Source organism: Kocuria sp. ChxB (assembly GCF_044359605.1).
GTDB classification, from domain to species: Bacteria; Actinomycetota; Actinomycetes; order Actinomycetales; family Micrococcaceae; genus Kocuria; species Kocuria rhizophila.
Map to the genome: position 1 here is coordinate 2,377,533 of NZ_CP121123.1, position 21,818 is coordinate 2,399,350.

16 protein-coding genes and 2 pseudogenes are annotated in these 21,818 nt (G+C 72.4%); 10 read left to right on the top strand and 8 right to left on the bottom strand.

The features are described from left to right. Positions 1–53 precede the first annotated feature (53 nt). Positions 54–1,184 (bottom strand): annotated as a pseudogene (locus P8S73_RS10450) (5-(carboxyamino)imidazole ribonucleotide synthase); the annotation flags it as partial. 235 nt (positions 1,185–1,419) lie between these two features. Between P8S73_RS10450 and P8S73_RS10455 the strand changes: the two are divergent. After that, on the top strand, positions 1,420–2,067 hold the full coding sequence (locus tag P8S73_RS10455; RefSeq protein WP_396350378.1) for a GtrA family protein: 648 nt from the start codon (positions 1,420–1,422) through the stop codon (positions 2,065–2,067). Here the strand turns inward: P8S73_RS10455 and P8S73_RS10460 are convergent. Next, complete coding sequence (locus tag P8S73_RS10460) at positions 2,064–2,777, bottom strand: TIGR03089 family protein (protein ID WP_396350379.1); 714 nt, start codon at positions 2,775–2,777, stop codon at positions 2,064–2,066. The genes P8S73_RS10455 and P8S73_RS10460 overlap by 4 nt on opposite strands. Before the next feature lie 222 nt (positions 2,778–2,999). Between P8S73_RS10460 and P8S73_RS10465 the strand changes: the two genes are divergently transcribed. From P8S73_RS10465 to P8S73_RS10480, 4 genes are read left to right on the top strand one after another with little or no spacing between them, the layout of a single operon-like run. Then, positions 3,000–3,569, top strand: coding sequence for a WhiB family transcriptional regulator (locus P8S73_RS10465; RefSeq protein ID WP_396350380.1), 570 nt, complete (start codon positions 3,000–3,002; stop codon positions 3,567–3,569). Positions 3,570–3,574: 5 nt separating this feature from the next. Then, complete coding sequence (locus P8S73_RS10470; RefSeq protein ID WP_259906056.1) at positions 3,575–4,174, top strand: DUF3499 domain-containing protein; 600 nt, start codon at positions 3,575–3,577, stop codon at positions 4,172–4,174. Positions 4,175–4,232: 58 nt separating this feature from the next. Further along, the gene (locus P8S73_RS10475) at positions 4,233–5,504 is read left to right on the top strand and encodes an Ig-like domain-containing protein (RefSeq protein WP_135010333.1); all 1,272 of its coding nucleotides are present in this window, start codon (positions 4,233–4,235) and stop codon (positions 5,502–5,504) included. Further along, positions 5,501–6,220: a TIGR01906 family membrane protein gene (locus P8S73_RS10480; RefSeq protein WP_039100933.1), complete on the top strand. Its 720-nt coding sequence runs from the start codon at positions 5,501–5,503 to the stop codon at positions 6,218–6,220. Before P8S73_RS10475 ends, P8S73_RS10480 begins: the two co-directional genes overlap by 4 nt. On the opposite strand, the gene P8S73_RS10485 is transcribed toward P8S73_RS10480, so the two are convergent. Further along, positions 6,204–7,838 carry a dolichyl-phosphate-mannose--protein mannosyltransferase gene (locus P8S73_RS10485; protein ID WP_135010331.1) on the bottom strand — a complete coding sequence of 545 codons (1,635 nt, stop codon included), beginning with the start codon at positions 7,836–7,838 and terminating at the stop codon, positions 6,204–6,206. The two genes, P8S73_RS10480 and P8S73_RS10485, sit on opposite strands and share 17 nt — an antisense overlap. Before the next feature lie 97 nt (positions 7,839–7,935). Between P8S73_RS10485 and rsmI the strand changes: the two genes are divergently transcribed. Then, the gene (gene rsmI, locus P8S73_RS10490; RefSeq protein ID WP_135010329.1) at positions 7,936–8,856 is read left to right on the top strand and encodes a 16S rRNA (cytidine(1402)-2'-O)-methyltransferase; all 921 of its coding nucleotides are present in this window, start codon (positions 7,936–7,938) and stop codon (positions 8,854–8,856) included. Positions 8,857–8,995: 139 nt separating this feature from the next. Here the strand turns inward: rsmI and P8S73_RS10495 are convergent, their stop codons facing one another. The 4 genes and pseudogenes from P8S73_RS10495 to P8S73_RS10510 all read right to left on the bottom strand — a co-directional run bounded on the left by P8S73_RS10495 (position 8,996) and on the right by P8S73_RS10510 (position 15,236). Further along, positions 8,996–11,623, bottom strand: a complete 2,628-nt coding sequence (locus P8S73_RS10495) for a DUF3488 and transglutaminase-like domain-containing protein (protein ID WP_235005074.1) — start codon at positions 11,621–11,623, stop codon at positions 8,996–8,998. Beyond that, the gene (locus P8S73_RS10500) at positions 11,620–13,026 is read right to left on the bottom strand and encodes a DUF58 domain-containing protein (RefSeq protein ID WP_135010327.1); all 1,407 of its coding nucleotides are present in this window, start codon (positions 13,024–13,026) and stop codon (positions 11,620–11,622) included. Before P8S73_RS10500 ends, P8S73_RS10495 begins: the two co-directional genes overlap by 4 nt. Beyond that, a complete protein-coding gene (locus P8S73_RS10505) occupies positions 13,023–13,973 on the bottom strand; it encodes a MoxR family ATPase (protein WP_052239230.1) in 951 nt (316 codons plus the stop codon). Before P8S73_RS10505 ends, P8S73_RS10500 begins: the two co-directional genes overlap by 4 nt. A 44-nt stretch (positions 13,974–14,017) precedes the next feature. Next, positions 14,018–15,236 (bottom strand): annotated as a pseudogene (locus P8S73_RS10510) (IS110 family transposase). A gap of 384 nt (positions 15,237–15,620) precedes the next feature. On the opposite strand from P8S73_RS10510, the gene P8S73_RS10515 reads away from it, so the two are divergent. The 4 genes from P8S73_RS10515 (at position 15,621) to P8S73_RS10530 (ending at position 20,379) form a co-directional block, all read left to right on the top strand. After that, positions 15,621–16,622 (top strand): TatD family hydrolase, encoded by a 1,002-nt coding sequence (locus P8S73_RS10515; protein WP_191872895.1) that lies wholly within the window; start codon positions 15,621–15,623, stop codon positions 16,620–16,622. 125 nt (positions 16,623–16,747) lie between these two features. Continuing rightward, positions 16,748–17,824 (top strand): 16S rRNA (adenine(1518)-N(6)/adenine(1519)-N(6))-dimethyltransferase RsmA, encoded by a 1,077-nt coding sequence (gene rsmA, locus P8S73_RS10520; protein WP_396350381.1) that lies wholly within the window; start codon positions 16,748–16,750, stop codon positions 17,822–17,824. Further along, positions 17,821–18,813: a 4-(cytidine 5'-diphospho)-2-C-methyl-D-erythritol kinase gene (locus P8S73_RS10525; protein WP_396350382.1), complete on the top strand. Its 993-nt coding sequence runs from the start codon at positions 17,821–17,823 to the stop codon at positions 18,811–18,813. Before rsmA ends, P8S73_RS10525 begins: the two co-directional genes overlap by 4 nt. Positions 18,814–18,936: 123 nt before the next feature. Further along, positions 18,937–20,379 (top strand): RNB domain-containing ribonuclease, encoded by a 1,443-nt coding sequence (locus tag P8S73_RS10530; RefSeq protein ID WP_396350383.1) that lies wholly within the window; start codon positions 18,937–18,939, stop codon positions 20,377–20,379. Here the strand turns inward: P8S73_RS10530 and P8S73_RS10535 are convergent. Further along, positions 20,369–21,724: an APC family permease gene (locus P8S73_RS10535; RefSeq protein ID WP_112235393.1), complete on the bottom strand. Its 1,356-nt coding sequence runs from the start codon at positions 21,722–21,724 to the stop codon at positions 20,369–20,371. The genes P8S73_RS10530 and P8S73_RS10535 overlap by 11 nt on opposite strands. Positions 21,725–21,818: the final 94 nt, after the last annotated feature.

Consider the following 21,818-nt stretch of genomic DNA (forward strand, 5'->3'; position numbering starts at 1 on the left):
GGAACGGCACCCCATGTGGTGGTGTGCCGGGGATTCACCGTCTCGGAGCCGTCGGCCTGCTCGCCGTCGCGAACGATCGCGGCGGCACGGGTGGCGAGGGTGCGCAGCCGCTCGACCTCGTGGGCGCCTCCCACGGCGTTGACGTGCCCGATCTTGCGGCCGGGGCGCACGGACTTGCCGTACATGTGGATCTTGGCGCGCGGCTCCGCGGCCATGGCGGCGGGGTAGGCCGAGAACAGGTCCTGGTTGCTCCCACCCAGCACGTTCTTCATGACAGCGGCGCCCGCCACGGGATCCGTGGCTCCCAGCGGCCAGTCCAGCACGGCGCGCAGGTGCTGCTCGAACTGGCCGGTCACGGCGCCGTCCATGCTCCAGTGCCCGGAGTTGTGCGGGCGCATGGCCAGCTCGTTGACGGCGAAGCCGGCGTCCGTGCCGGGTGTCTCGAACAGCTCCACGGCCATCACGCCGGTGACGCCGAGCTCGCGGGCCAGCAGCAGGGCCGCCTCCTGTGCGGCGGCGGCGACGCGCGGGTCCAGACCCGGGGCCGGGGCGATCACCTCGTCGCACACGCCGTCCACCTGGATGGACTCCACCACGGGCCACGCGCGGGTCTCGCCGGAGGGACGCCGGGCCACCATCGCGGAGAGCTCCCGGGAAAAGGGGACGGCCTCCTCCGCGAGCAGCCCCGCGCCGTCGGCCGCGCGGGCGCTGCGCTCGAACCACTCGGCGGCCGTTCCACGGGCGGCGGCCTCCGGGCCGTCCACGAGGAGCACTCCCTTGCCGTCGTAGCCGCCGCGCGGGGTCTTGAGCACCACGGGCCAGCCCGTGCTCTCGCCGAAGGCCACGAGGTCCTCGGACGTGCGGACCTCCGCCCAGCGCGGATTGGGAAGACCCAGCCGTTGCACGGCCTGGCGCATCACGAGCTTGTCCTGTGCGTGCACGAGCGCATCCGGACCGGGCCGCACGGCCACGCCCTCGGACTCGAGGGCGCGCAGGTGCTCGGTGGGCACGTGCTCGTGGTCGAAGGTGAGGACGTCCACGTCCGCCGCGAAGCGGCGCAGGGACTCCAGATCGGTGTGGTCACCGGTGGGCGCACTGTGCACGGCGGGCACGGCGCTCGCGTCCGAGGACTCTGCGAGGACCCGCAGCTGCACTCCGAGAGCGGTGGCGGCGGGGGCCATCATGCGGGCCAGCTGACCGCCGCCCACGACGCCGATGACGGGACCGGTAACGGGAGAATTCACCGGCCCAGGATACCGTCACACGCCGCGCCCAGTCATGTCGGAGTAGGATGCAGACATTTATCGCAGAACGCCGAACGACCCCGTCCGGGGCTCGGCGGGTCCGTGGCGGCGCCCATAGTGGGGGTCGGGGCCAGGACCGTCCACCTTCCCCGAGTAGCAGATTGAGATCGAATCCTTGAACAACCTGGCTGACCGCGCTCACGCGCTGTGGGAACTGTTCGTCAAAGAGCTCACCAAGTTCGGACTGGTGGGTGCCGCGGCCTTCGGCATCAACGCGAGCCTGGTGTGGCTGCTCATGCACACGCCGCAGTTCTCCGACAGCCACATCAAGGCCAAGGTGGTGGCCACGGTGGTGGCCATCATCTTCTCGTGGGTGGCCAACCGGATGTGGACGTTCCGGGAGAAGCGCCAGGACGACAAGAAGAAGGAACTCGTGCAGTTCCTCGTGGCCAACGGGATCGGCATGGCCATCGAGCTGGGCTGCCTCGGGGTGAGCTACTACGTCCTGGGGCTGACCTCCGCCACCGCGTCCTTCATCTCCGGCACGGTCATCGGCACCATCCTGGGCACGATCTTCCGCTACTTCGCCTACCGCTTCTGGGTCTTCCGCACGGAGCTGGACCAGGACCCGGACTTCGCGGACAGTGCGGACGAGGAGTTCGCGTTCATCACGAGCCAGATGCCCGTGGTCCACGACCACGGCACCCAGGGGCGCCACGGGGACACGCCGAACGACGCCGCCGGGACGTCCCCCGCCTCCGGCTCCACGGCCGAGCGTCCCACCCCCGAACCCTCCGACGACGACATCCGCCGCGCGTCCTAGAGGGACACGGCGCGTTCCTGGCCCAGGACGTCAGCGGTCGCGTCCTCCGGGGCGGCCGTGATCAGCACGGCCCCGCCCAGCACCACCGTGCCGAGCAGCGTGAGCAGCTCCGTGTCGCCCCACCCGTCGGCCAGGGGCAGGTGCACCGTTGCCGGGTGCTCGGCCATCCCGGAGGGAACGGTCGCGAGGGCCCGCGCCACGAGGTCGCCGTGCAGCACTGCGGATCCCAGGGCCTCGGCCGACGGGTCGGGGGTTTCGAACCCCGTGTAGACGTCCGGCATGGCGCGCACCTCGTCCGCGAAGTCCACGGCACCGTCCGGCAGGGGAGCGGCGCACGAGAAGGCCAGCGCGGGGCCGGCGACCACGAGCAGCAGCTGCGCGGCGGCGTCGTCCGGGGCCGACTCCAGGTGGGCGTGGACCACGGAGTCCGGTTCCGGCCGGTGCGTGAACTGCACGCGGGCCCCGGCGCGCAGGGCGGCGAGCGCGATCACCATGAGCCGCCAGTGCGGAACGGGGGAGACCGTGACCACGTCCGATGCGGCCACGTCCAGCTCGTCCACGAGGAGGCCCGCGGTCTTCTCCACCCAGTTGACCAGGACGCGGCCCGAGAACTCGACACGTTCGGGGCCGTCACGCCAGACCAGAGCGGGAGTGGGGCGCTCGGAGACCGTCATGAGCGCCTGGGTGAGGTCTCTCGGTGTGCGTCCCACGAAGAAACTCCTTAGGGTAAGTGACGGCGCCCCGGGTTCCCGGGCGGCGCGCCGGAAGAACCGGTCACCTCAGGGTACTCGGCTTGACCCCCCGGACTTACACGCGTGTAATTAGGGGGTCCACCCGGCCCCCGTGGGTGAACCCGATCACGGCGCACGGGCCGGGACAACCGGGCTGGTTGAGGGCACGAGACAGCGTACGCGTGGGACGGAAGGACTGACATGGGAGAGGCCGCACGCCGCCGGATCGACGGTCGCGAGGACTCCGGAACCGATGCGAGCGGGGGCACCGTCCCCGTGGACTGGTTCGTCGATCCCGTGGATCAGGCCCGTGGTGCCGCCGGGGTGACCACCCTGGACGACCTGGCCTCCGCCTTCCTGGCCGCCCACCCCGAGGTCGCCGGCGACGTGCTGCTGCGCTCCGACCGCAAGAAGCTCCGCGACTCAGAACCCCCCGCACCCGCTCCCCAGGACTTCAGCGGCATGGAGGTCCACGACGTCCAGAGCGTGGACGCCTCCGTGTGGCAGGCCGTCGCGGGCCTCTACTCCGTGAGCGAGGGCGATGCCGAGGGCGAGCTCGCGTGGCAGACGGACGCGCTGTGCGCCCAGACGGACCCCGAGGCGTTCTTCCCCGAGAAGGGCGGGTCCACCCGGGACGCCAAGCGCGTGTGCGAGGCGTGCCCCGTGAGCGGGCAGTGCCTCGACTACGCCATGACGAACGACGAGAAGTTCGGCATCTGGGGTGGGCTGTCCGAGCGAGAGCGGCGCCGGCTGCGCCGCCGGGGACGCTGAGTCCCGTGCCGGACGCCGCCGCACCTCGCCGCAGCTGCTCCAAGCTGACGTGCAACCGCGAAGCCGTGTGCACCCTCACCTACGTGTACTCCGACTCCACCGCCGTGATCGGGGCGCTCTCCGCGCGCCGTGAGCCCCACGCCTACGACCTCTGCCCCGCCCACGCCGACGCCCTGACCGCGCCCCGCGGCTGGCGCATCGTGCGCCTCGAGGCCCCGGGCGGCTGGAGCCGCGACGACCTCGACAACGTGGTCCAGGCCGTCAGCACGGATGACACACCGCCTGCCCGCCGCGCCCCTGGCCGGGGCCCCTCCCTCGGGGCGGCCCGGCCGACGGGCGGTGCCCGTGTGCTGCGGGACGTCTCCTACCGGGTCCCGCCGGCGCAGGACGCGCCGGGCCGCGCCCCCGGCGCACCAGACGGCACCTCGGGGGCCGACCGGAACGGGACCGAGGACGCGGGCGGCGCCCCGTCCGCTCACGGCAACAGGTCCAGGGAGTATCCTGAACCGACGCAATCAGTTGCAAAGGCACATTCCCACCCTGCACCGCCCCGCTCCGTCGCGATGCCCGACGAGCTGCGCACGCCGCACTGGCGCCGTCCCTGACCGTTCGGCGCCCACCCGCGGCGCACGCGGGCCGGTGGATCCCCCTGTGAGGTTCTCCATGACGTCCTCGTCACCACGCCGCCCGTCCTCGGAGCAGGCCGGGCTCCGCGTCCGCGGGTCCCGCTCGTCCCGGGCTTCCGCCCTGTCCGCCCTGGGTCTCGTGGCGTTGCTGGGTCTCACCGCGTGCGGCGCGGGATCGGGTGACGACGCCGCCGCGCCCGGTTCATCGACGAGCGGCACCACGGCCTCGCAGCACGCGTCGGCCGCTCCCGAGGTCAGCGTGACCCCGGCGGCGGACACCGCAATGGTCAACCCCGTGGACCCGGTGGTCGTGACGGCGTCCGGTGGAGAGCTCACGGACGTGACCGTGACCGCGGCGAGCACCGGAGAGAGCGCGAAGGGCTCCCTAAGCGAGAATCACGGCGAGTGGCGCTCCACGCAGCCCCTGGCGTTCAACGAGACCTACACCGTGTCCTACACCGCACGCAACGGCGACCAGCAGCGCACGGGGCAGAGCGCCTTCACCACCGTGGACGCCGCCCACGAGGCGGACGTGAGCCTGAACGTGAGGGACGGCGAGACCTACGGCGTGTGGCAGGTTCCCGAGTTCACGTTCTCCGAGCCGGTGACGAACAAGGCGGCCGTGGAGAAGGCCATCACCGTGGAGGGGGCCCACCAGAAGGGCCAGTTCCGCTGGTACTCGGACCAGAAGCTGCGCTTCCGTCCGGACAAGCCGTGGACACCCCACTCCTCGGTCACGGTCTCGGCGAACATCCTGGGCACGGACCTGGGCAACGGGATGATCGGCAACGGGAACAAGAGCGTGACCTTCACCACCGGGGCCGAGCAGCGGGCCTACGTGGACAACACCACCAAGACCCTCGTGTCCTACGTGGACGGCAAGCAGACCGGCAGCTGGCCCGTGACCCTGGGCAACCCGGACTGGCCCTCCACCACGGGCAAGAAGGTCATCATCGAGCAGGCGGAGTCCTACGAGTTCAAGGCGTCCTCCCTGAACCTGAAACCCGGCGACCCGCACTACTACCCGCCGTTCGACGCCTCCAACGTGTCCCGGCTGACGTGGAGCGGGGAGTTCATCCACCAGGCCCTTCCCTCCGCGCTGCCGGTGCTCGGCGTGGCGAACGTCTCCCACGGGTGCGTGGGCATGCCCCCGGAGGGCGCGTCCTACATGTACGACGTCTTCCGCCCGGGCGACATGGTGGAGGTGGTCAACACCGACTACCCCCAGGCGGACCCGGACGACGGCTACGGGGACTGGAACATCCCGTTCGAGCACTATGCGGACGAGAACTGGCACGGCAACTGGTGAGCGCGCCCGGTTCCTCCGCAGCCCGGGTCCGAGCGCCCCGCCCCACCCCGGCGCAGCGCGTGCTCCAGGCGTTCCTGGTGCTCACGCTGCCCGTGCTGTGGCTGGCGGCGGCCGTGCGGCTCGTGGCCACCCCCGCGTTCCTGTGGCTGGAGTACCACCGCCCCGGATTCCCCGCCGACCACTGGGGCATGGGTCTCAACGAGCGCATGACCTTCGGCTCGTACGGGCTGGACTACATCATGAACCTCGCGCCGCCCGAGTACCTGGGCGGACTCGTGAGCCCGGAGGGCGGACTGGCGTTCACGCCGTCCGAGGTCTCCCACATGACGGACGTGCAGCACGTCATGCAGTGGGGCCTGCTGCTGGCCGCAGTGCTGCTGGTGCTCAGCGCGCTCGCGGGCTGGTACCTGCACCGCACGGCGCCGGGTACCGCCTCCGCCGCGTGGTTCGCGGGGGCCTGGCTCACCGTGGTCCTGCTCGTGGTGGCCGCGGCCACCGCTCTGCTGGGCTGGGAGCAGTTCTTCACCGCGTTCCACTCGCTGTTCTTCAGCTCCGGGACGTGGACGTTCAGCGTGACCGACACCCTGATCCGGCTCTACCCCATGCAGTTCTGGGTGGACGCCGCCGTGACCGTGGCACTCGTGGCCCTGGTGGGAGCGTTCGCCACCGTGCTGGTCACCCTTCGGCGCCGCCGGAGCATCAGATCCAGGAGCTGAACCACATCCGCCAGCGCCAGTGCTCGTAGGGGATGGTCTGGGCGGTCCACACGGGCCAGAAGAACACGAACAGTGCGGCCACCACGAGCAGGTACACGAGCGTGACGGTGCGCCACCTGCGGGCCCACACCGGGGAGACCACCCGTTCCCGCTCCGCGGCCGCCACGGAGCCCGCCACCGCGCCGCCCCGTGGCACGCCCAGCCTGCCGGTGAGCACTCCCACCGCGCCGGCGATCAGCAGCGCCATGGCCGGGAAGTAGGACAGGGCGTAGAAGAAGAACATGGTGCGCTCGGGGTAGAGGAACCACGGCAGGTAGCCGGCCGCGTAGACCCCCACGAGGGCCCCGAAGCGCCAGTCGCGGCGCACGATCCACAGCCACACCCCGAGCAGCACGGCCGCGATCCCCACCCACCAGATGGCGGGGTTGCCCACGTTGAGGATCGCCTGGCTGCACGCGTCCACGGTGCAGCCGTCCGTGCCCGCCCCCGGCGACTCGTAGTAGTAGGACGTGGGGCGGCCCATGAACGGCCAGGTGGCCGGGCCCGCCATGTAGGTGTGCGGGGAGTCCAGGCCGGTGTGGAACGAGTACGCGGACACGTGGTACTCCCACAGGGAGCGCAGGGCCGGGGGCAGCCACTGCGGGCCCTCCCCGGGGTGCAGCTCGGCCCAGTGCCGGTCGTAGCCCGAGTCCGTGAGCAGCCACCCGGACCACGTGACCACGTACGTCACGAGCCCCACGCCGATCATGGTGAGGAAGCCCCACGGGCCGTCCTTGAGCACCGCTCCCGTGAACCAGTGCCGGGCCCCGGCCACTCGGCGGGCGTTCATGTCCCAGAGCACCACCAGGATCCCCAGGGCGCCAATGCTGAACAGGGCGTTCCACTTCACCGCGGCCGCCGCGCCGCACGCCACGCCCGCGGCCACCCGCCACCAGCGCACCCCCAGCCACGGGCCCAGGGCGGAGCCGTTCCAGCGGGCGACCAGGCGGCGTCGGCCGTCGTCTCGGTCCAGCAGCGCGAAGACGAACGCGAGCAGCAGGAAGAACATGAGGAAGATGTCCAGCAGCGCCAGCCGGGACTCCACGAGGTGCAGCCCGTCCAGGGCCGTCACCAGCCCCGCGATCGTGGCCAGGGACACCGAGCGGAACAGCAGCCAGCCCGCCCACCAGACCAGGGCGATGGACAGCGTGCCGAACAGCGCTGCGGAGAACCGCCAGCCGAACGGGTCGTCCGCGCCGAACAGCCACAGCCCGATCGCGATGAGCCACTTGCCCAGGGGCGGGTGCACCACGAAGGACGGCTGGTCCTCCACCGGTGGGATCATCCCCGAGACGAAGCCCTCGTCCGCGTTCTCCGGCCACTGCTGCTCGGTGCCGTGCAGCAGCAGCGAGTAGGCGTCCTTGAGGTAGTAGGTCTCGTCGAAGACCACGGCGTGCGGGGAGGACAGGCCGACGAAGCGGACCACACCGCCCAGGACCGTGACAAGCAGCAGGGGAACCCACCACAGGTGCGGCAGCCGGGTCACGGCGGGCAGCAGCAGCTCGCCCAGCGAACGGTCGGAGCTGCGGACGGCCGGGGGGCCTGCGGGGGTGAGGGCAGTCGAGGGCACGCCCCCCATGGTAGGGCGCCGACCCGAAGGACCGTGCGGTGCGCCCGCGGCTGCGCGGACGGGGCGCCTGCGCGCCGCGACTGGACGGGGTTCGTAGAGTGGGACTGTGAATTCGCACGCATCGACCCCGTCATCCGGCAGCGACGAGCAGGCACCGACCGAGGACGGCCCCCGAGGGGGCGGCCCCGGCGCCGTGGTCGTCGTGGGCACCCCCATCGGCAACCTCTCGGACGCCTCCCAGCGGCTGAAGGACGTGCTGCGCACCGCGGACGTCCTCGCCGTGGAGGACACCCGCACCCTGCACCGTCTCGCCACGGGGCTCGGCGTCACGGTGTCCGGGCGGATCGTCACGCACCACGAGCACAACGAGAACTCCCGCGCCGGCGAGCTGCTGGACGAGGTCCGGGCCGGGCGGACCGTCGCGGTGCTCTCGGACGCGGGCATGCCCACCGTCTCGGACCCCGGCTTCCCCCTGGTGCGCGCCGCGGCGGAGGCGGAGCTGCCCGTCTCGGTGCTGCCCGGCCCGTCCGCCGTGCTCGCGGCGCTCGCCGTCTCCGGCCTGCCCACGGACCGCTTCACCTTCGAGGGGTTCCTGCCGCGCAAGACCGGGGAGCGCGCCGCCCACCTGGCCGCGCTCGCGCAGGAGCCTCGCACCATGGTCTTCTACGAGTCCCCGCACCGGCTCGCGGAGATGCTCACGGCGGTGCGCGACGCCCTCGGCGGGGACCGCCGCGCCGCGGTGTGCCGGGAGCTGACCAAGCTCCACGAGGAGGTGCTGCGGGACGACCTCGACGGGCTCGTCGCGTGGGCCACAGGGAACCAGGTGCGCGGCGAGATTGTGGTGGTGGTCCACGGGGCCGCGCCCGCACCCGCGCCGGAGCCCGAGGACCTGGTGGGGGAGGTCGAGGCGCTCGTGGCCTCGCACGAGATCAAGCTCAAGGCCGCCGCGCGCCAGGTGGCCACCGACCGCGGCGTGAGCACCCGCCGGTTGTACGACGCCGTGATCGCCGCCCGGGGTCGCGCCTGAGACCCGCAGGAGCGCCCGCGCGCCGTCGGTTCTGACCCGCCGCGAAAGTCCCGCCCACGGTGAGGCCTGAGGTGCGCCTCATGCTCTGCGCTGCTGGACGATGCCGCCCGCTCGCCCGGGCGCGCGGGCGGCGTCGTCGTCAGCGGCGGGATCCTCCGAACAGGGAGGCCGGCCACCACGTGGCACGGAACCGCTGCCCGCGGGAGGCCTTGCGGCGGAACTCGTCCCGGATTGTCGCGAGGTTCTCCGGGGTGGTCCGGGGGATCCACGAGGAGTCCGGTGCGCCGTAGCTCGCGCTCTCCAGGTCCGCGACCACGCGGTCCACGGCCGGCTGTGCCGCAGGGATCCCCGCCGCGAGCCGGCTGGCCCGCGCCCGCGGGGTGTCCGAGACCCGGGAGGCCGCGCCGTGGTCCACGGCGAGGGCCAGGAACTCGTCCCACGCGGCGTTCGCCCGGCGCTGCGGGGTCAGCGAGGTGTCCTGCATCGCGCGGACCCGCGCCCGCCGACGCCGCCCGCGCAGCCACCGGGGCAGCGCCGCGAGCACGAGCAGCAGGGGGACCGCTGTCGCGGCCGCGACGGCCCACCACGGCAGCCGAAGCCCTGCTGGCTGCTGCTCCTGCGGGGCGGGCTCGTCCGTGGCGCCGCTCTGTCCTGGCTGCTGGGAGGCCGGGTCACTGGGCGGCTCGGAGGCGGGCTCGCTGGGCTGCTCGCCGGGACCCTCGCTCGTGCCGGGCTCGGGCTGCGAGGCGCCCGGTGCGGGGGAGGCGGCGGCGTCGCCCTGTTCCTGGGGGGTCTCCGGGGCCCAGCCGGGTGTGCTCGGGACGCCGGGGGTCGGTTCGAAGCGCACCCACCCCACGTTCTCGAAGTACAGCTCGGGCCACGCGTGGGCGTCCCCGGTGCCCACGGTGAACGAGGCACCGTCCTCCGCGGTGGCGGCCGTGGGGAGATAGCCCACGGCCACCCGGGCGGGGATTCCGACCTCGCGGGCCATGAGGGCCATGGCGGGGGCGAAGTGCCCCGAGTAGCCCGTGCGGGTGGACATGAACGTGTCCATGGAGCTCATCCCGCCGGCGTCGTAGCCCTGGGCCAGGGGAGCGTTGACGTCGTGCTGGAAGTCCCGGCGCAGGTGGTTCTGCAGCGCCAGGGCGCGGTCGTAGTCCGTTCCCGCTCCCTCCGTGAACTGCCGGGCGGCGTCCGAGAGGGACTGCGGACGGTCCGCGGGCAGCTTGAGGTACTCGGTCATCGCGGGGTCCGCGGACGCCGGGGGTACCTGGCGCAGGGTCTCGGGGGTGGGCTGCGGCTGCACCGAGGTCACTGTGTAGCTCGCGCCGGACATCCCGGTGGCCGCGCTGTGCACGGTGAGGTCCTGCGGGTTCCATCCCCACCCGTCCTCGCCCAGCCCGGAGATGTCGGCGGGGGCGTAGGGGGCGGGCAGCCAGTGCTCGTCGTAGTCGTCGAACGTGACCTTGGTGGTCACCTCCGTGCCGCCGGGCACGGCCTCGCGGGCGGCACCGCCGAGCGCGGAGAGGTTCTCGTCCAGGCCCTCGGTGTCCGGGAACCACTCGTCCTGGGAGAAGTCCGAGAGGGTCAGCAGGCGCATGTACTGCGCCTGGCCGTCCGAGGTGGTGTAGCTGAAGCGCTGGGCGTCCTCCGCCGAGCGCAGGTCCTGGCCCACGGCGCGCAGCGGTCCCACGCCGGAGGCGCGCCCGGACGTCAGCGAGCTGCCCTGGGGGAACGCGCCGTTGAAGAACCCCGGCATCACCGAGGGCACGAGCAGCACGACCGCGAGCACTCCCGCGATCACGAGCAGGGCGCGCGGCAGCCCTCCCGGTGCCGGGGCGATCCGGCGGTCGCGGGTGGCGCCCCAGATCCGGGAGCCGGCCAGCAGTGTGAGCGCGGCGAGGGCGGCGGCCGCCAGTCCCAGCGTGCTGACACTGTCGGGCAGGGTCAGGGCCGGCACCAGCTGCAGCGTGAGGATCCCCACGCACGCCAGCCCCGCCATGCGCAGGCCCACCAGGACGGTCTCCATGAACACCGTGACCAGGCCCACCAGGGCGCACAGCACGAAGGACAGCCCCGGGTCCTCGCCGTAGGGTGCGGCGTCGCGAGCCACGAAGTCACCCGAGGACCGCCAGAGCGAGGAGGCGGCGGAGAAGGTCTCCCCGGTGGGCACGAACCCCAGCAGCGCGTGATCGCTCAGGTGCACCACCGTCAGCGCGAGCAGCAGCGCGGCGAGTCCCAGCACCGTGACGAGCACCGAGGGCAGCCGCAGCCAGCGCGCGGCACCGGTCACCAGCAGCACGGTGACCACGGTTGCCGCCACGGGCAGGATCCACCACGTGCCGCTCAGCGCGTCGGCCAGTCCCACGCACCCCAGGGCGGTGCTCACGAGCAGCAGCAGAGACAGCTCCGGCACCCGCAGCCGCGGTGCGGAGCCCGGTCCGCCGGTCGGGGCGGCGCCGCCAGAACGACGCCGCCGCGGTGCGGTCTCCGCGCGGCCGGCACCGGTGGCCCGGCGCGGCCTGCGGGCCTGGCCCGGGGTGCCAGCGGGTTCCGCTCCGCCGGCTCGGCCGGTCGCCGCGGCAGTGGTGCCGCCCAGGGGGCGTTCGGTGGGATTGCCACCGGGAGTCTCCCGGCGCGCGGCACCGCCGCTCGCATGGTCCTGGGGTGGTGCGTCGGCCGCACGGTCCGAGGCGACGGCGTCGTCCGCAGGGTTCGGCGTGCGGTCCCACGGCGTGCGGCGGGACGAAGGATCGGGGGAGCTCATGCGGTGGTCCTTCGGGGGGTGCGGCGCATCATCTCGTCCATGCCCAGCTGGGTGGTTCCCGGGGCGGGAGGACGGGGGGCCATCAGGGTGCCGCCGCCGCGCAGGGCCAGCCAGGCGGCGTCGACGTCGGTCCAGCAGCTCACGAGGACCACGGACCAGCCCGCGGCTTCGAACACGGCCGCGCTGGCGGGGCGGTTCAGCGGCGGGTCCACCACCATGACCACCGAGCTCGCCGGGCAGCCCGCGGTGGCCTGCACGTAGCGGCGGGCGGCCGCCTCGGACAGCCGGCCCGTGAAGAGCATCACGGGGTGGCTGAGTCCCTCGCGGTCGAGGCGCGCGGTCAAGGGGTCGTGCGCCGCCTCCGGCTCGGGGCGGGGCACGGGCGCCACCCGTGCCAGCCCGTGGACCACCTCGGTGGCCGTGGTGTCCGTGACCGCGGTGTCCCGCAGCTCGGCGCTCTCCGCGTCACCGCGCGGCAGGGCGCGGCCCTGGTCGTCCAGGGCGTGGACCACGGTCTCGCGGCGGGTCAGGTGCTCCAGCACGGAGGCGGTCGCGCGCACGGCCCACTCGAACTCCTCGGTGGACTCCAGGACCCCGGCCCGCACCGTGGCGCCGGGCCAGTGCTGCGCCACGCAGTCCAGGACCAGGACAGCCCGGCGCGTGCTGCGCGGATCCTCCTGGCGCACCATCAGCTCACCGTGCCTGGCCGACGCCGCCCAGTGCACCCGGCGCATCGGGTCACCGTGGCGGTACTCGCGCGTGGTCACGTTGTCCGGCCCCGGCTGGGGCTGCGCTCGGCGGGACGGATCGTTGCCCGTCTCCGGGACCATGGACACCCCGTGCTCGCTGAGGGGCTCGGGATCGGGCGCCACGTGCAGGGACGTGTGCTCCGCGACGTCCAGCAGCTCGGTCACCACCCCGAACGGATCGCTCACGCGCACCGTGGCGGGGCCCAGCTCGTGAACCCCCCGACGTCGCGGGCGCACCGTGTACGTCACGGGCGCGCCGGACACCGGGACCGAGAAGTCCTGGTCCGTGCCCAGCAGCGGGTCCACCGTCTCGTGGACGTCCACGGCGGCGCGCTCCGTGGAGGTGGACCCCGGGGTGCGCGCACGGGAGCCGAAGGCGGAGCGGCGTCGGATCCTCAGGGCCACCAGGGCGGCGTCGCCGAGCGTGACCAGGGCAGGATCCACCGAGCGCTTGAGCAGCACCCGGGGCTTGACGAGCCACATGGCGAGCGAGGCCAGCAGCGGGACGGCGCCCAGGAAGAGGGACAGCGCCAGCACGTCCTTGCGTCCGAGCCACGTGGCCGCCGCGAGGCACAGCACCGCCGCGACCAGGAAGCACCACCCGCGCGGCGTGAACTTGGCGCGCGAGTCCACGCGAGAGGTGGTGGCCCTCATCGGGTCTGCGGGGCGTCTTCGGTGGGGACGCGGACGTCGTCGAGGATGCCGCGCACGATCTCCTGGGTGCTGTCCGCACCCGAGCGGCGCTCCAGGATGAGGCGGTGGGCGAGAACCGGAACCGCCACGTCCTTGACGTCGTCCGGCAGCACGTGGTTCCGGCCGGCCAGGGCGGCCTGCGCGCGGGCGGCCGCCTGCAGCTGCAGGGCGGCGCGGGGGCTCGCCCCCAGGCGCAGGTGGGGGTGGGAGCGTGTGGCCTGGCACAGCGCCACGATGTAGCGGCGCACCGCGGTGGACACGTGCAGGGACGCCACGTGCTGCACGAGCAGGCGGGCCTGGTCCACGTCCAGCACGGGCTCCAGCCCAGCCAGGGGAGAGCCGGAACCGTGGTCCGAGAGCATGGCGACCTCCGCGTCCGCGTCCGGGTAGCCCATGGAGATCCGCGCCGTGAAACGGTCCCGCTGGGCCTCCGGGAGCGGGAACGTGCCGTCCATCTCCACGGGGTTCTGCGTGGCCACCACCATGAACGGGGACTGCAGCCGGTACGTGGTGCCGTCCGCGGTGACCTGACCCTCCGCCATGGCCTCCAGCAGCGCGGACTGGGTCTTGGCGGACGCGCGGTTGATCTCGTCCCCGATCACGATGTTCGCGAACACCGGGCCCGGCTTGAACTCGAACTCCCGGCGCACCTGGTCGTAGACCGAGACGCCCGTGATGTCCGTGGGCAGCAGGTCTGGGGTGAACTGGATGCGGCTCACCGAACCGCCGATCGCCCCCGCCAGCGTGCGCGCGAGCATGGTCTTGCCCACGCCCGGAACGTCCTCCACCAGCAGATGACCCCCGGCCAGCAGCACCGTCAGTGCGGTGCGGGTCTCGGCGGGCTTGCCGTCGATGACCGCGTTCATGCGGTCCAGGACGGCCTGGGTGTGGGTGGCGAACTGCTCCATATTTCCTCGTCTCACGGGCATGGGGGGTGTCCCTATGTTCCGAGTCAAGCCGCGAGAGCGGTTGGTTCGGGGGTAGGGGCGGTGGGTGGTTGGTAGTAGGTGCCGTTGCGGAGCATCGCGAAGATGACGTTGCAACGACGACGGGCCAGGCAGATCACGGCGGCGTTGTGTCGTTTTCCTTCGGCTCGTTTGCGATCGTAGTAGGCCTTCGAGATCGGGTCGCGATTCGAGGCGATCCACGCGGAGTAGAACAGTGCGTTCTTCAATCGTTTGTTGCCCGAACGAGCGGGGAACTCACCACGGATCGACGTCCCTGATCGCCGTGTGATCGGGGCGATGCCCGCATACGCGGCCAGGTGGCCCGCGGTCTCGAACCCGGTGCCATCGCCGATCGCGAGGAGGATCTGGGCTGCGGTCTTGATGCCGATCCCCGGCATGCTCATCAAGACCGAGGCGAGAGGGAAGTCCTCCAGCATGGCCTCGACTTCGTGGGCGACCGTGGCCCGTTGCGCTTTCAACTCCTTGACCTGCCCGGCCACCCTGGGGATCACGAGCTCGACCGCCGCGGTCGCCGGCACTGTCACGGTCTGCTCGCTCAGCGCCGTGAAGATCTTCTCGACCAGCGCAGAGGGATCGCGGCGAGAATGGGAACGAGCGAACCTCAAAACCCGCCCGCCCAGCGGACGTGAACCCGGTGGGGCCTCCGAACTTCTCTAGCAGCTCCAGCACGAGGTCGGTGGAGAGGGTCCCGCCGGGGAAGACACGTTCTAGTGCGGGGTGGATCTGGGTGAGCAGCGAACGGATCCGGTTCAACGCCCTGGTGGTCTCGTGGGCGAGGTCCTCGTCGAACCCGGCGAGGACTTTCAGCGCGGAGAGGACCTCGTTGTCATGGTCGACCTGCCGCAGCGTGTGGGGCATGGTGCGGGCGGTGTCGGCGATGATGAACGCGTCTCTGGCGTCGGTCTTCGATCTTCCCGGATACAGGTCTGCTGCTTTTCGCATAGCTAACCCGGGAAGATACGCCACAGCGCAGCCGGTGTCTCTGGCCACCGCGATCGGCAACGCCCCGATGGTGTTGGGCTGGTCCACGACCATCAGCACCTCACCACGCTCCTGCAGGCTGGTGAACAACTCCCGCAGCTGGGTCTCGTCCTGCGGGAGGGGTTTGTCGAACAGTTTGTGCCCGGTCGCATCCAGCGCGCACCCGTGGTGGGCGGTCTTGCCCACATCCAGGCCGATGATTACCGCGAAACGGTTCTCCATGATGAGCCTCCTTGGCGCACCATCGCTGGTCGCAGTCTTGACACCCGATGCCGGCACCCACGTTACGAAGAGACCTCGCCACCACGGCGGCGGGCCGTGTCCCTATCAGCGGTCAACGCGTGTCTCTCGACCGGGCGGCAACACCCCCCGGACCATCAATGGCAGGGCAACAAAGCCATACCCGGCCGAGCGACCAGACCCCCGACCATCGGAGGCACTCACAAGGTAACGGGCGGGGGTGGTCCGGGGACCATGTTCTCAGGAATTGCGCAGGTCCGCGCGCATTGCGGCCGCACCCCTGTCCGGGTCCGCGGGCGGCGCGCGGACCGGGCGGTGCGGGTCGGCGCGGGCGGGCCGGGCGGCGTCGTCGCCTATCGTGGAGCCGTGATCGAGACAGCCCTGACCGAGTCCCTGTGGCCGCACGGCGAGCGCCCCGCCCCCGTTCCCGGGGAGACCCCCGCCGCCTACGACCCCGAGCGGTACGCGCTGGCGGCCGGCGCCCCGAACGGGGAGGGCACCGAGCGGCGTGCGGACACCGATGTCCACGGGCAGAAGCGCAACCTCCGATTCCCCGCGCTGCCCGAGCCCCTGCCGCACCCCGTGGTGGACAACCACACCCACCTGGACATGCAGGACGGGCTGGTGCGCGTGTCCGTGGCGGACGCCGTGGCCACCGCGCGGGACGCCTCCGTGGCCGGCGTGGTGCAGGCCGGGTGCGACGTGGAGTCCTCGCGGTTCGCGGTGGCGGCGGCCCAGGCGGTGCCCGGCGTGCTCGCGGCCGTGGCGCTGCACCCCAACGAGGCACCTCAGCTGGCGCACCGCGGTGAGCTGGAGGCGGCGCTGCGGGAGATCGAGGCGCTCGCGGCGCAGGAGCGGGTGCGGGCCGTGGGGGAGACCGGGATGGACCGGGTGCACACCCCGGAGGAGGGGCTCGCGGCGCAGGAGGAGTCGTTCCGCGCCCACATCGAGCTGGCAAAACGCCACGACCTGGCGATGCAGATCCACGACCGCGAGGCCCACGAGGACGTCCTGCGCATCCTGCGGGACGCCGGGGCCCCGGAACGCACGGTGTTCCACTGCTTCTCCGGGGACGCGGAGCTCGCGCGCGTGTGCAACCGGAACGGCTGGTACATGTCCTTCGCGGGGACCGTGACGTTCAAGAACGCCAAGGCGCTGCAGGAGGCCCTGCGGGTCGCGGATCCTGCGCTCGTGCTGTGCGAGACGGACGCCCCGTTCCTCACACCCCACCCGTTCCGGGGCCGGCCCAACGCGCCGTACATGGTGAACCACACGGTGCGCGGGATGGCGCAGCTGCTGGACGCGGAGCTGGAGACCCTGTGCCGCCGGATCTGGGACACCTCGCGGACGGTGTACGGGCAGTTCTGAGGGGCGGCCCGCGCCCGGTGACGCGTGGGGAGAGGTTCTGCCGTGATTCTCGCAGCAATCCGGGGCAGAACCTCTCCTCAGGCCGCAGTGGGGCGTGGACATGCCCCGCCCCGTAGGATTGTCCGGTGACCGAGCACAGCGCAGCCGGGCCCCTGCTGGGCCCCGCCGAGATCAGGGAACTCGCCGAGCGGGCGGGCATCCGCCCCACCAAGACCCTGGGTCAGAACTTCGTGATCGACCCCAACACCATCCGCCGCATCGTGGCCGCCGCGCACCTCACGCCGGAGGAGCACGTCCTGGAGGTGGGGCCCGGGCTGGGCTCGTTGACGCTGGGGCTGCTGGCGGCGTCGTCGGCGGTCACGGCCGTGGAGATCGACCCGCCGCTCGCACGGCAGCTGCCCGAGACCGTCGCACGCTTCTTCCCGGACGCCGCACCGCGGCTGAGCGTGGTGCAGGCCGACGCCGCCCGCGTGCGTGAGCTGCCCGGCGGCGCCGAGCCCACGGCGCTCGTGGCCAACCTGCCGTACAACGTGGCCGTGCCCGTGCTGCTGCACATCCTGGCGACCTTCCCGAGCATCCGGCACGGGCTCGTGATGGTCCAGGACGAGGTCGCGGACCGCCTGGCCGCCGGCCCGGGCTCGCGCGTGTACGGCGTGCCGTCCGTGAAGGCCACGTGGTACGCGGAGGTCGGCAAGGCCGGGGTGATCGGGAAGAACGTGTTCTGGCCAGCACCCAAGATCGCCTCGGGCCTGGTGCGGCTCGAGCGCCGAGAGCCGCCCGCCGAGGAGCGCCTGCGGGTGCCCACGTTCGCGGTGGTCGACGCCGCGTTCGCCCAGCGGCGCAAGACCCTGCGGGCCGCCCTGAGCGGCTGGGCCGGCTCCGGTGCGCGCGCCGAGGGGATCCTGCGCGCCGCCGGGGTGGACCCCGCCGAACGCGGGGAGAAGCTCGGGGTCGTCGACTTCGCGCGCATCGCGGAGGCCGCCAACACCCTGGCCGCCGACGACGCCCCGCCCACGTCCCTGACCGAGGCCACCCCGGTCGTGGGTGGGGGTTCGGTTGCGAACGAGGTCCCCGCTGCGCGTCGGGACGAGGGCCCTGGCGCCAACGGAGCCCCACTGGCGGGCCGCAGCCAGACCGCGGTCGCGGCGCCGGGCGAGGTGCGTGGCACGCACCCGGAGGAGACACCGGGGGATCCGGCATGACCGTGGCGCCCCGGTGGGTCACCGCGAGCGCACCGGCCAAGACCAATCTGCTGCTGCACGTGGGAAGCCCCACCCCGGACGGCTACCACCCGCTGGAGACCCTGTTCCTCGCGGTGGACCTGCGCGAGACGGTGACCGCCACGCTGGACCCGGCCCGCGACGCGGGCGAGGGTGTCGCCGTGACCGTGGAACCGGCGCCCGGCAGCGGGTACGCGCGGATGGTCGCGGAGGGTGCCGCGCGGCTGTCGGACATTCCCCTGGACGCGCGCAACCTCGCGGTCCGGGCGGCCCGGGCGGTGTGCGACGCCGTGGGTGCCTCCGAGTCCGGCCTGGCACTGCACATCCGCAAGGCCGTGCCCGTGGCCGGCGGCATGGGCGGCGGGTCCGCGGATGCGGCGGCCGCGCTGGTGGCGGTCAACGACCTCGTGGCGCGGCACCTGGGCATCCCGGAGCTGGCCCCCGAGGAGCTGCGGCGACTGGGCGCAGAGCTCGGGGCGGACGTCCCCTTCATGCTGCTGGGCGGCGCGGCGGTGGGCCGCGGCACGGGCACGGAGCTGGAACCGGTTCCCACGGACGGGCTGCTGCACCTGGTGTTCGCCCCGCAGGACCGGGGCCTCTCCACCCCCGCGGTGTACCGCCGGTGGGATGCCGCCCACGGGCTGTCGGGCACCGGCGCACCGGACCCGGCGTCCCCCCGGGCGCTCGCGGCCCTCGACCCGGCGGACCCCGGGGCGCTCGCCGCGCTGGTCCGCAACGACCTCCAGGCACCGGCCCTGCACCTGCTCCCGGAGCTCGCGGACGTGCTCGAGCACGGTGCGCGGCTCGGGGCGCTCACCGGCTGGGTCTCCGGCTCCGGGCCCACCGTGTGCTTCCTGGCCCCGACCGACGACGCCGCCCGGCAGCTCGCCGACGCCCTCGCACGGGAGGGCCGGCTCGCGCTCCCGGTGAACGGTCCCGCCCCCGGGGCGCGGGTGGACGCGCGCGGATGAACCGGTACGCGCGGGCTACCCGGGGCACAATCGGGGCAGCACACGCGTGTCAGCACGGTTCGTCCGGACCGGGGCGCGCCCGGGCGGAACTCCTCGGGTGACGTGCCCGGGTGAGGAGTGGGCATGGCCATTCGTCCGCAGCAGGTCCATCCCGTCCCCGAGCCGCTCGTGGCAGCGCTGGAGGCCCTGCGCCATGAGCTCGCCATCCCGGACGACTTCCCGCCGGAGGTCCACGACGCCGCCGCGGCAGCCGCCGCCGCACCGCGCCTCCCGGGCACCGACCGCACGGACCTGGAGCTCGTGACCATCGACCCCGAGGGCTCGCGGGACCTGGACCAGGCCGTGCTGATCGAGGCCGTGCCGGACGGGTTCACGCTCTGGTACGCCATCGCGGACGTCGCCGCCTTCGTGGCACCCGGGGACCCCGTGGACCTGGAGGCGCACCGGCGCGGGCAGACCCTCTACGCCCCGCACCAGCGCACGCCGCTGCACCCGCCCGAACTGTCCGAGGACGCGGCGAGCCTGCTGCCCGGAGTGGTGCGTCCGGCGGTGCTGTGGCGGCTGGGCCTGGATGCGCGCGGCGAGCTGGTGGACACCGGGGTGGAGCGCGCCCTCGTGCGCAGCCGGGCGCAGCTGAGCTACCGCGACGTGCAGGACCGCCTGGATGCCGGGACCGCGGAGCCCTCCCTGCAGCTGCTGCGCACCGTGGGGCTGCTGCGGGAGCGGATCGAACGGGAGCGCGGCGGGGTGAGCCTGCGGATCCCCGAGCAGGAAGTGGTGGTGGAGGAGCGGCAGTGGCGCGTGGTGCACCGCAGCGCCCTGCCCGTGGAGGGCTGGAACGCCCAGGTCTCCCTGCTCACGGGCATCGCGGCGGCCCAGCTGATGCTCCGCGCGGGGGTCGGGCTGCTGCGGGTGCTCCCGCCCGCCACGGACACGGCGGTCCAGAAGCTGCGCGTCACGGCGGCCGCGCTGCAGATCCCGTGGCCGGACGAGGTCTCCTACCCGGAGTTCGTGCGCGGGCTGGACCCCTCGCGGGGCACGCACGCCGCGATGCTGCACGCGTGCACCCTGCTGTTCCGCGGCGCGGGCTACGAGGCGTTCGACGGCGCCGCACCGCAGCACCGCGAGCACTCCGCCCTGGCCACGCCCTACGCCCACGTGACCGCTCCGCTGCGCCGACTCGTGGACCGCTACGGCAGCGAGGTGTGCCTGGCCGTGGCTGCAGGCCGCCCGGTGCCGGAGTGGGTGCTGCAGGCGCTGCCGCAGCTGCCCGCCGAGATGGAGATCTCCGGGCGCAGGGCCTCCGCGTACGAGCGGGGAATCGTGAACATGGTGGAGACCCTCGTGCTCTCGGCCCATGTGGGTCAGGAGTTCACGGCCACCGTGGTGGACGTCAAGGAGGACGGCACCCGGGGCACCATCGTGATCCGGGAGCCCGCGGTCGAGGCCGGTCTCAAGGCCCCGGGCCTGCGGCTCGGCAGCGAGATCCGGGTGCGCCTGCTCAGCGCGGACGTGGCCGCAGGGCGCAGCGAGTTCGAGGTGGTCCCGGGTTCCACTACTCGCTGAGGTGCATGCGCGGCACGGGGCGAGAGAACATCCGGGTGTGCCACAGCAACCGAGAGACGCCGATGACCATCCATGTGAGTCCCAGGACTACCGCGACGGGTGTCAGGCTGGTCCACAGCCAGGCAGTGAGGAGGAACCCCACCGCGGGGATCACGCCGTAGAGCAAGTATGTGCTGATCGTTCGGCGCTCGGCCCGCACCAGATATGTGGCGATGACACTCAGGTTCACCATGGTGAAAGCGCTGAGCGCGCCAAAGCTGACGATGGATGCCACTAAGTCGACGTCTGCCACCAGGGCGCTGAGGGAGATGGCGGCGACGACGAGGATCGCACCCACTGGCGTGCGGAAACGGGGGGAGACCGTACCGAAGAGTTTTCGGGGCAGCAGCCCGTCTCGTCCCATGGCAAACAGGATGCGTGAGACGGACGCCTGGGAGGCCAGCGCGGATCCCAGGGCGCCCGTGACGTAGGCCGCGAGGAAGAGGGCGGTCAGGAGGTTTCCGCCGATGTTGGCGAGCAAGGAGATGGCCGCGACGTCGGCGGCGTCACCGACCATGACTTCGGGTCCGGCCATGTGCGCGAACCATGCCACGGAGACGAAGAACGCACCACCGATCACGGTGGTCAGGATGACGGCGCGGGGAACGGACCGGCGAGGCTCCCTCGCTTCCTCGGCCATGGTTGATACCGCATCGAAGCCCAGAAACGACAGGCACAGCACTGCGGCGCCGGCCGCCACAGCAGTGACGTCAAAGCCCGGTCCGATAAACGGGTCGAGAGGTTGCACCGAGGGGTCGAAGGCCCGGGCCGCGTAGACGAAAAAAATCCCGAAGAAGACGACTTGGAGGAGGACCAGAACTACGTTCGCGCTCTTCACGGCGGCGACTCCCACGATGTTCAGGCCCGTGACCAGGGCCAGCGCCGTGAGGGAAAATACCCATGCGGGTACGGCGGGAAATCGCTCACCGAGATAGAGCCCGATCAGCAGGTAGTTCAGCATCGGCAGAAGGATGTAGTCGATCATCACGGTCCACCCCGTGAGGAAGCCGGCTCCGCTGCCGAGACCAACTCTTGTGTAGGCGTACGCCGATCCTGCCGAGGGGACGACCTTGCCCATGAACGCGTAGCTGCACGCAGTGAAGAGCATGGCGAGCAGCGTGAGCAGATAGGCGGTGGATAGGAAGCCGCCTGTGATCTCGTTGACGATCCCGTAGGTGGTGAACACAGTCATCGGCACCATGTAGGAGAGCCCGAAGAAGACCAGGGTGGGAACCCCCATGGACTGGCGCAACGTGCCGTTCGCGTCCGGCGTGCCAGATCCATCGCGGCGGGATGACGTGGTCATGGGGCGGCTCCTTGGGGGTGTGCCCCGGGAAGAGTGACAGTGCGGACAGCAAACTGCGGCAGTCTCCGAGGTTGCGCCCCCCTTGACCCAGGGC

Excerpts from the sequence above, each read along its gene's own strand:
- P8S73_RS10525 (WP_396350382.1), top strand. The coding sequence starts at position 17,821 with ATGACCGTGGCGCCCCGGTGGGTCACCGCGAGCGCACCGGCCAAGACC.
- P8S73_RS10485 (WP_135010331.1), bottom strand. The coding sequence starts at position 7,838 with ATGGGGGGCGTGCCCTCGACTGCCCTCACCCCCGCAGGCCCCCCGGCC.
- P8S73_RS10535 (WP_112235393.1), bottom strand. The coding sequence starts at position 21,724 with ATGACCACGTCATCCCGCCGCGATGGATCTGGCACGCCGGACGCGAAC.
- P8S73_RS10475 (WP_135010333.1), top strand. The coding sequence starts at position 4,233 with ATGACGTCCTCGTCACCACGCCGCCCGTCCTCGGAGCAGGCCGGGCTC.
- P8S73_RS10465 (WP_396350380.1), top strand. The coding sequence starts at position 3,000 with ATGGGAGAGGCCGCACGCCGCCGGATCGACGGTCGCGAGGACTCCGGA.
- P8S73_RS10500 (WP_135010327.1), bottom strand. The coding sequence starts at position 13,026 with ATGAGGGCCACCACCTCTCGCGTGGACTCGCGCGCCAAGTTCACGCCG.
- P8S73_RS10530 (WP_396350383.1), top strand. The coding sequence starts at position 18,937 with ATGGCCATTCGTCCGCAGCAGGTCCATCCCGTCCCCGAGCCGCTCGTG.
- P8S73_RS10505 (WP_052239230.1), bottom strand. The coding sequence starts at position 13,973 with ATGGAGCAGTTCGCCACCCACACCCAGGCCGTCCTGGACCGCATGAAC.
- P8S73_RS10495 (WP_235005074.1), bottom strand. The coding sequence starts at position 11,623 with ATGAGCTCCCCCGATCCTTCGTCCCGCCGCACGCCGTGGGACCGCACG.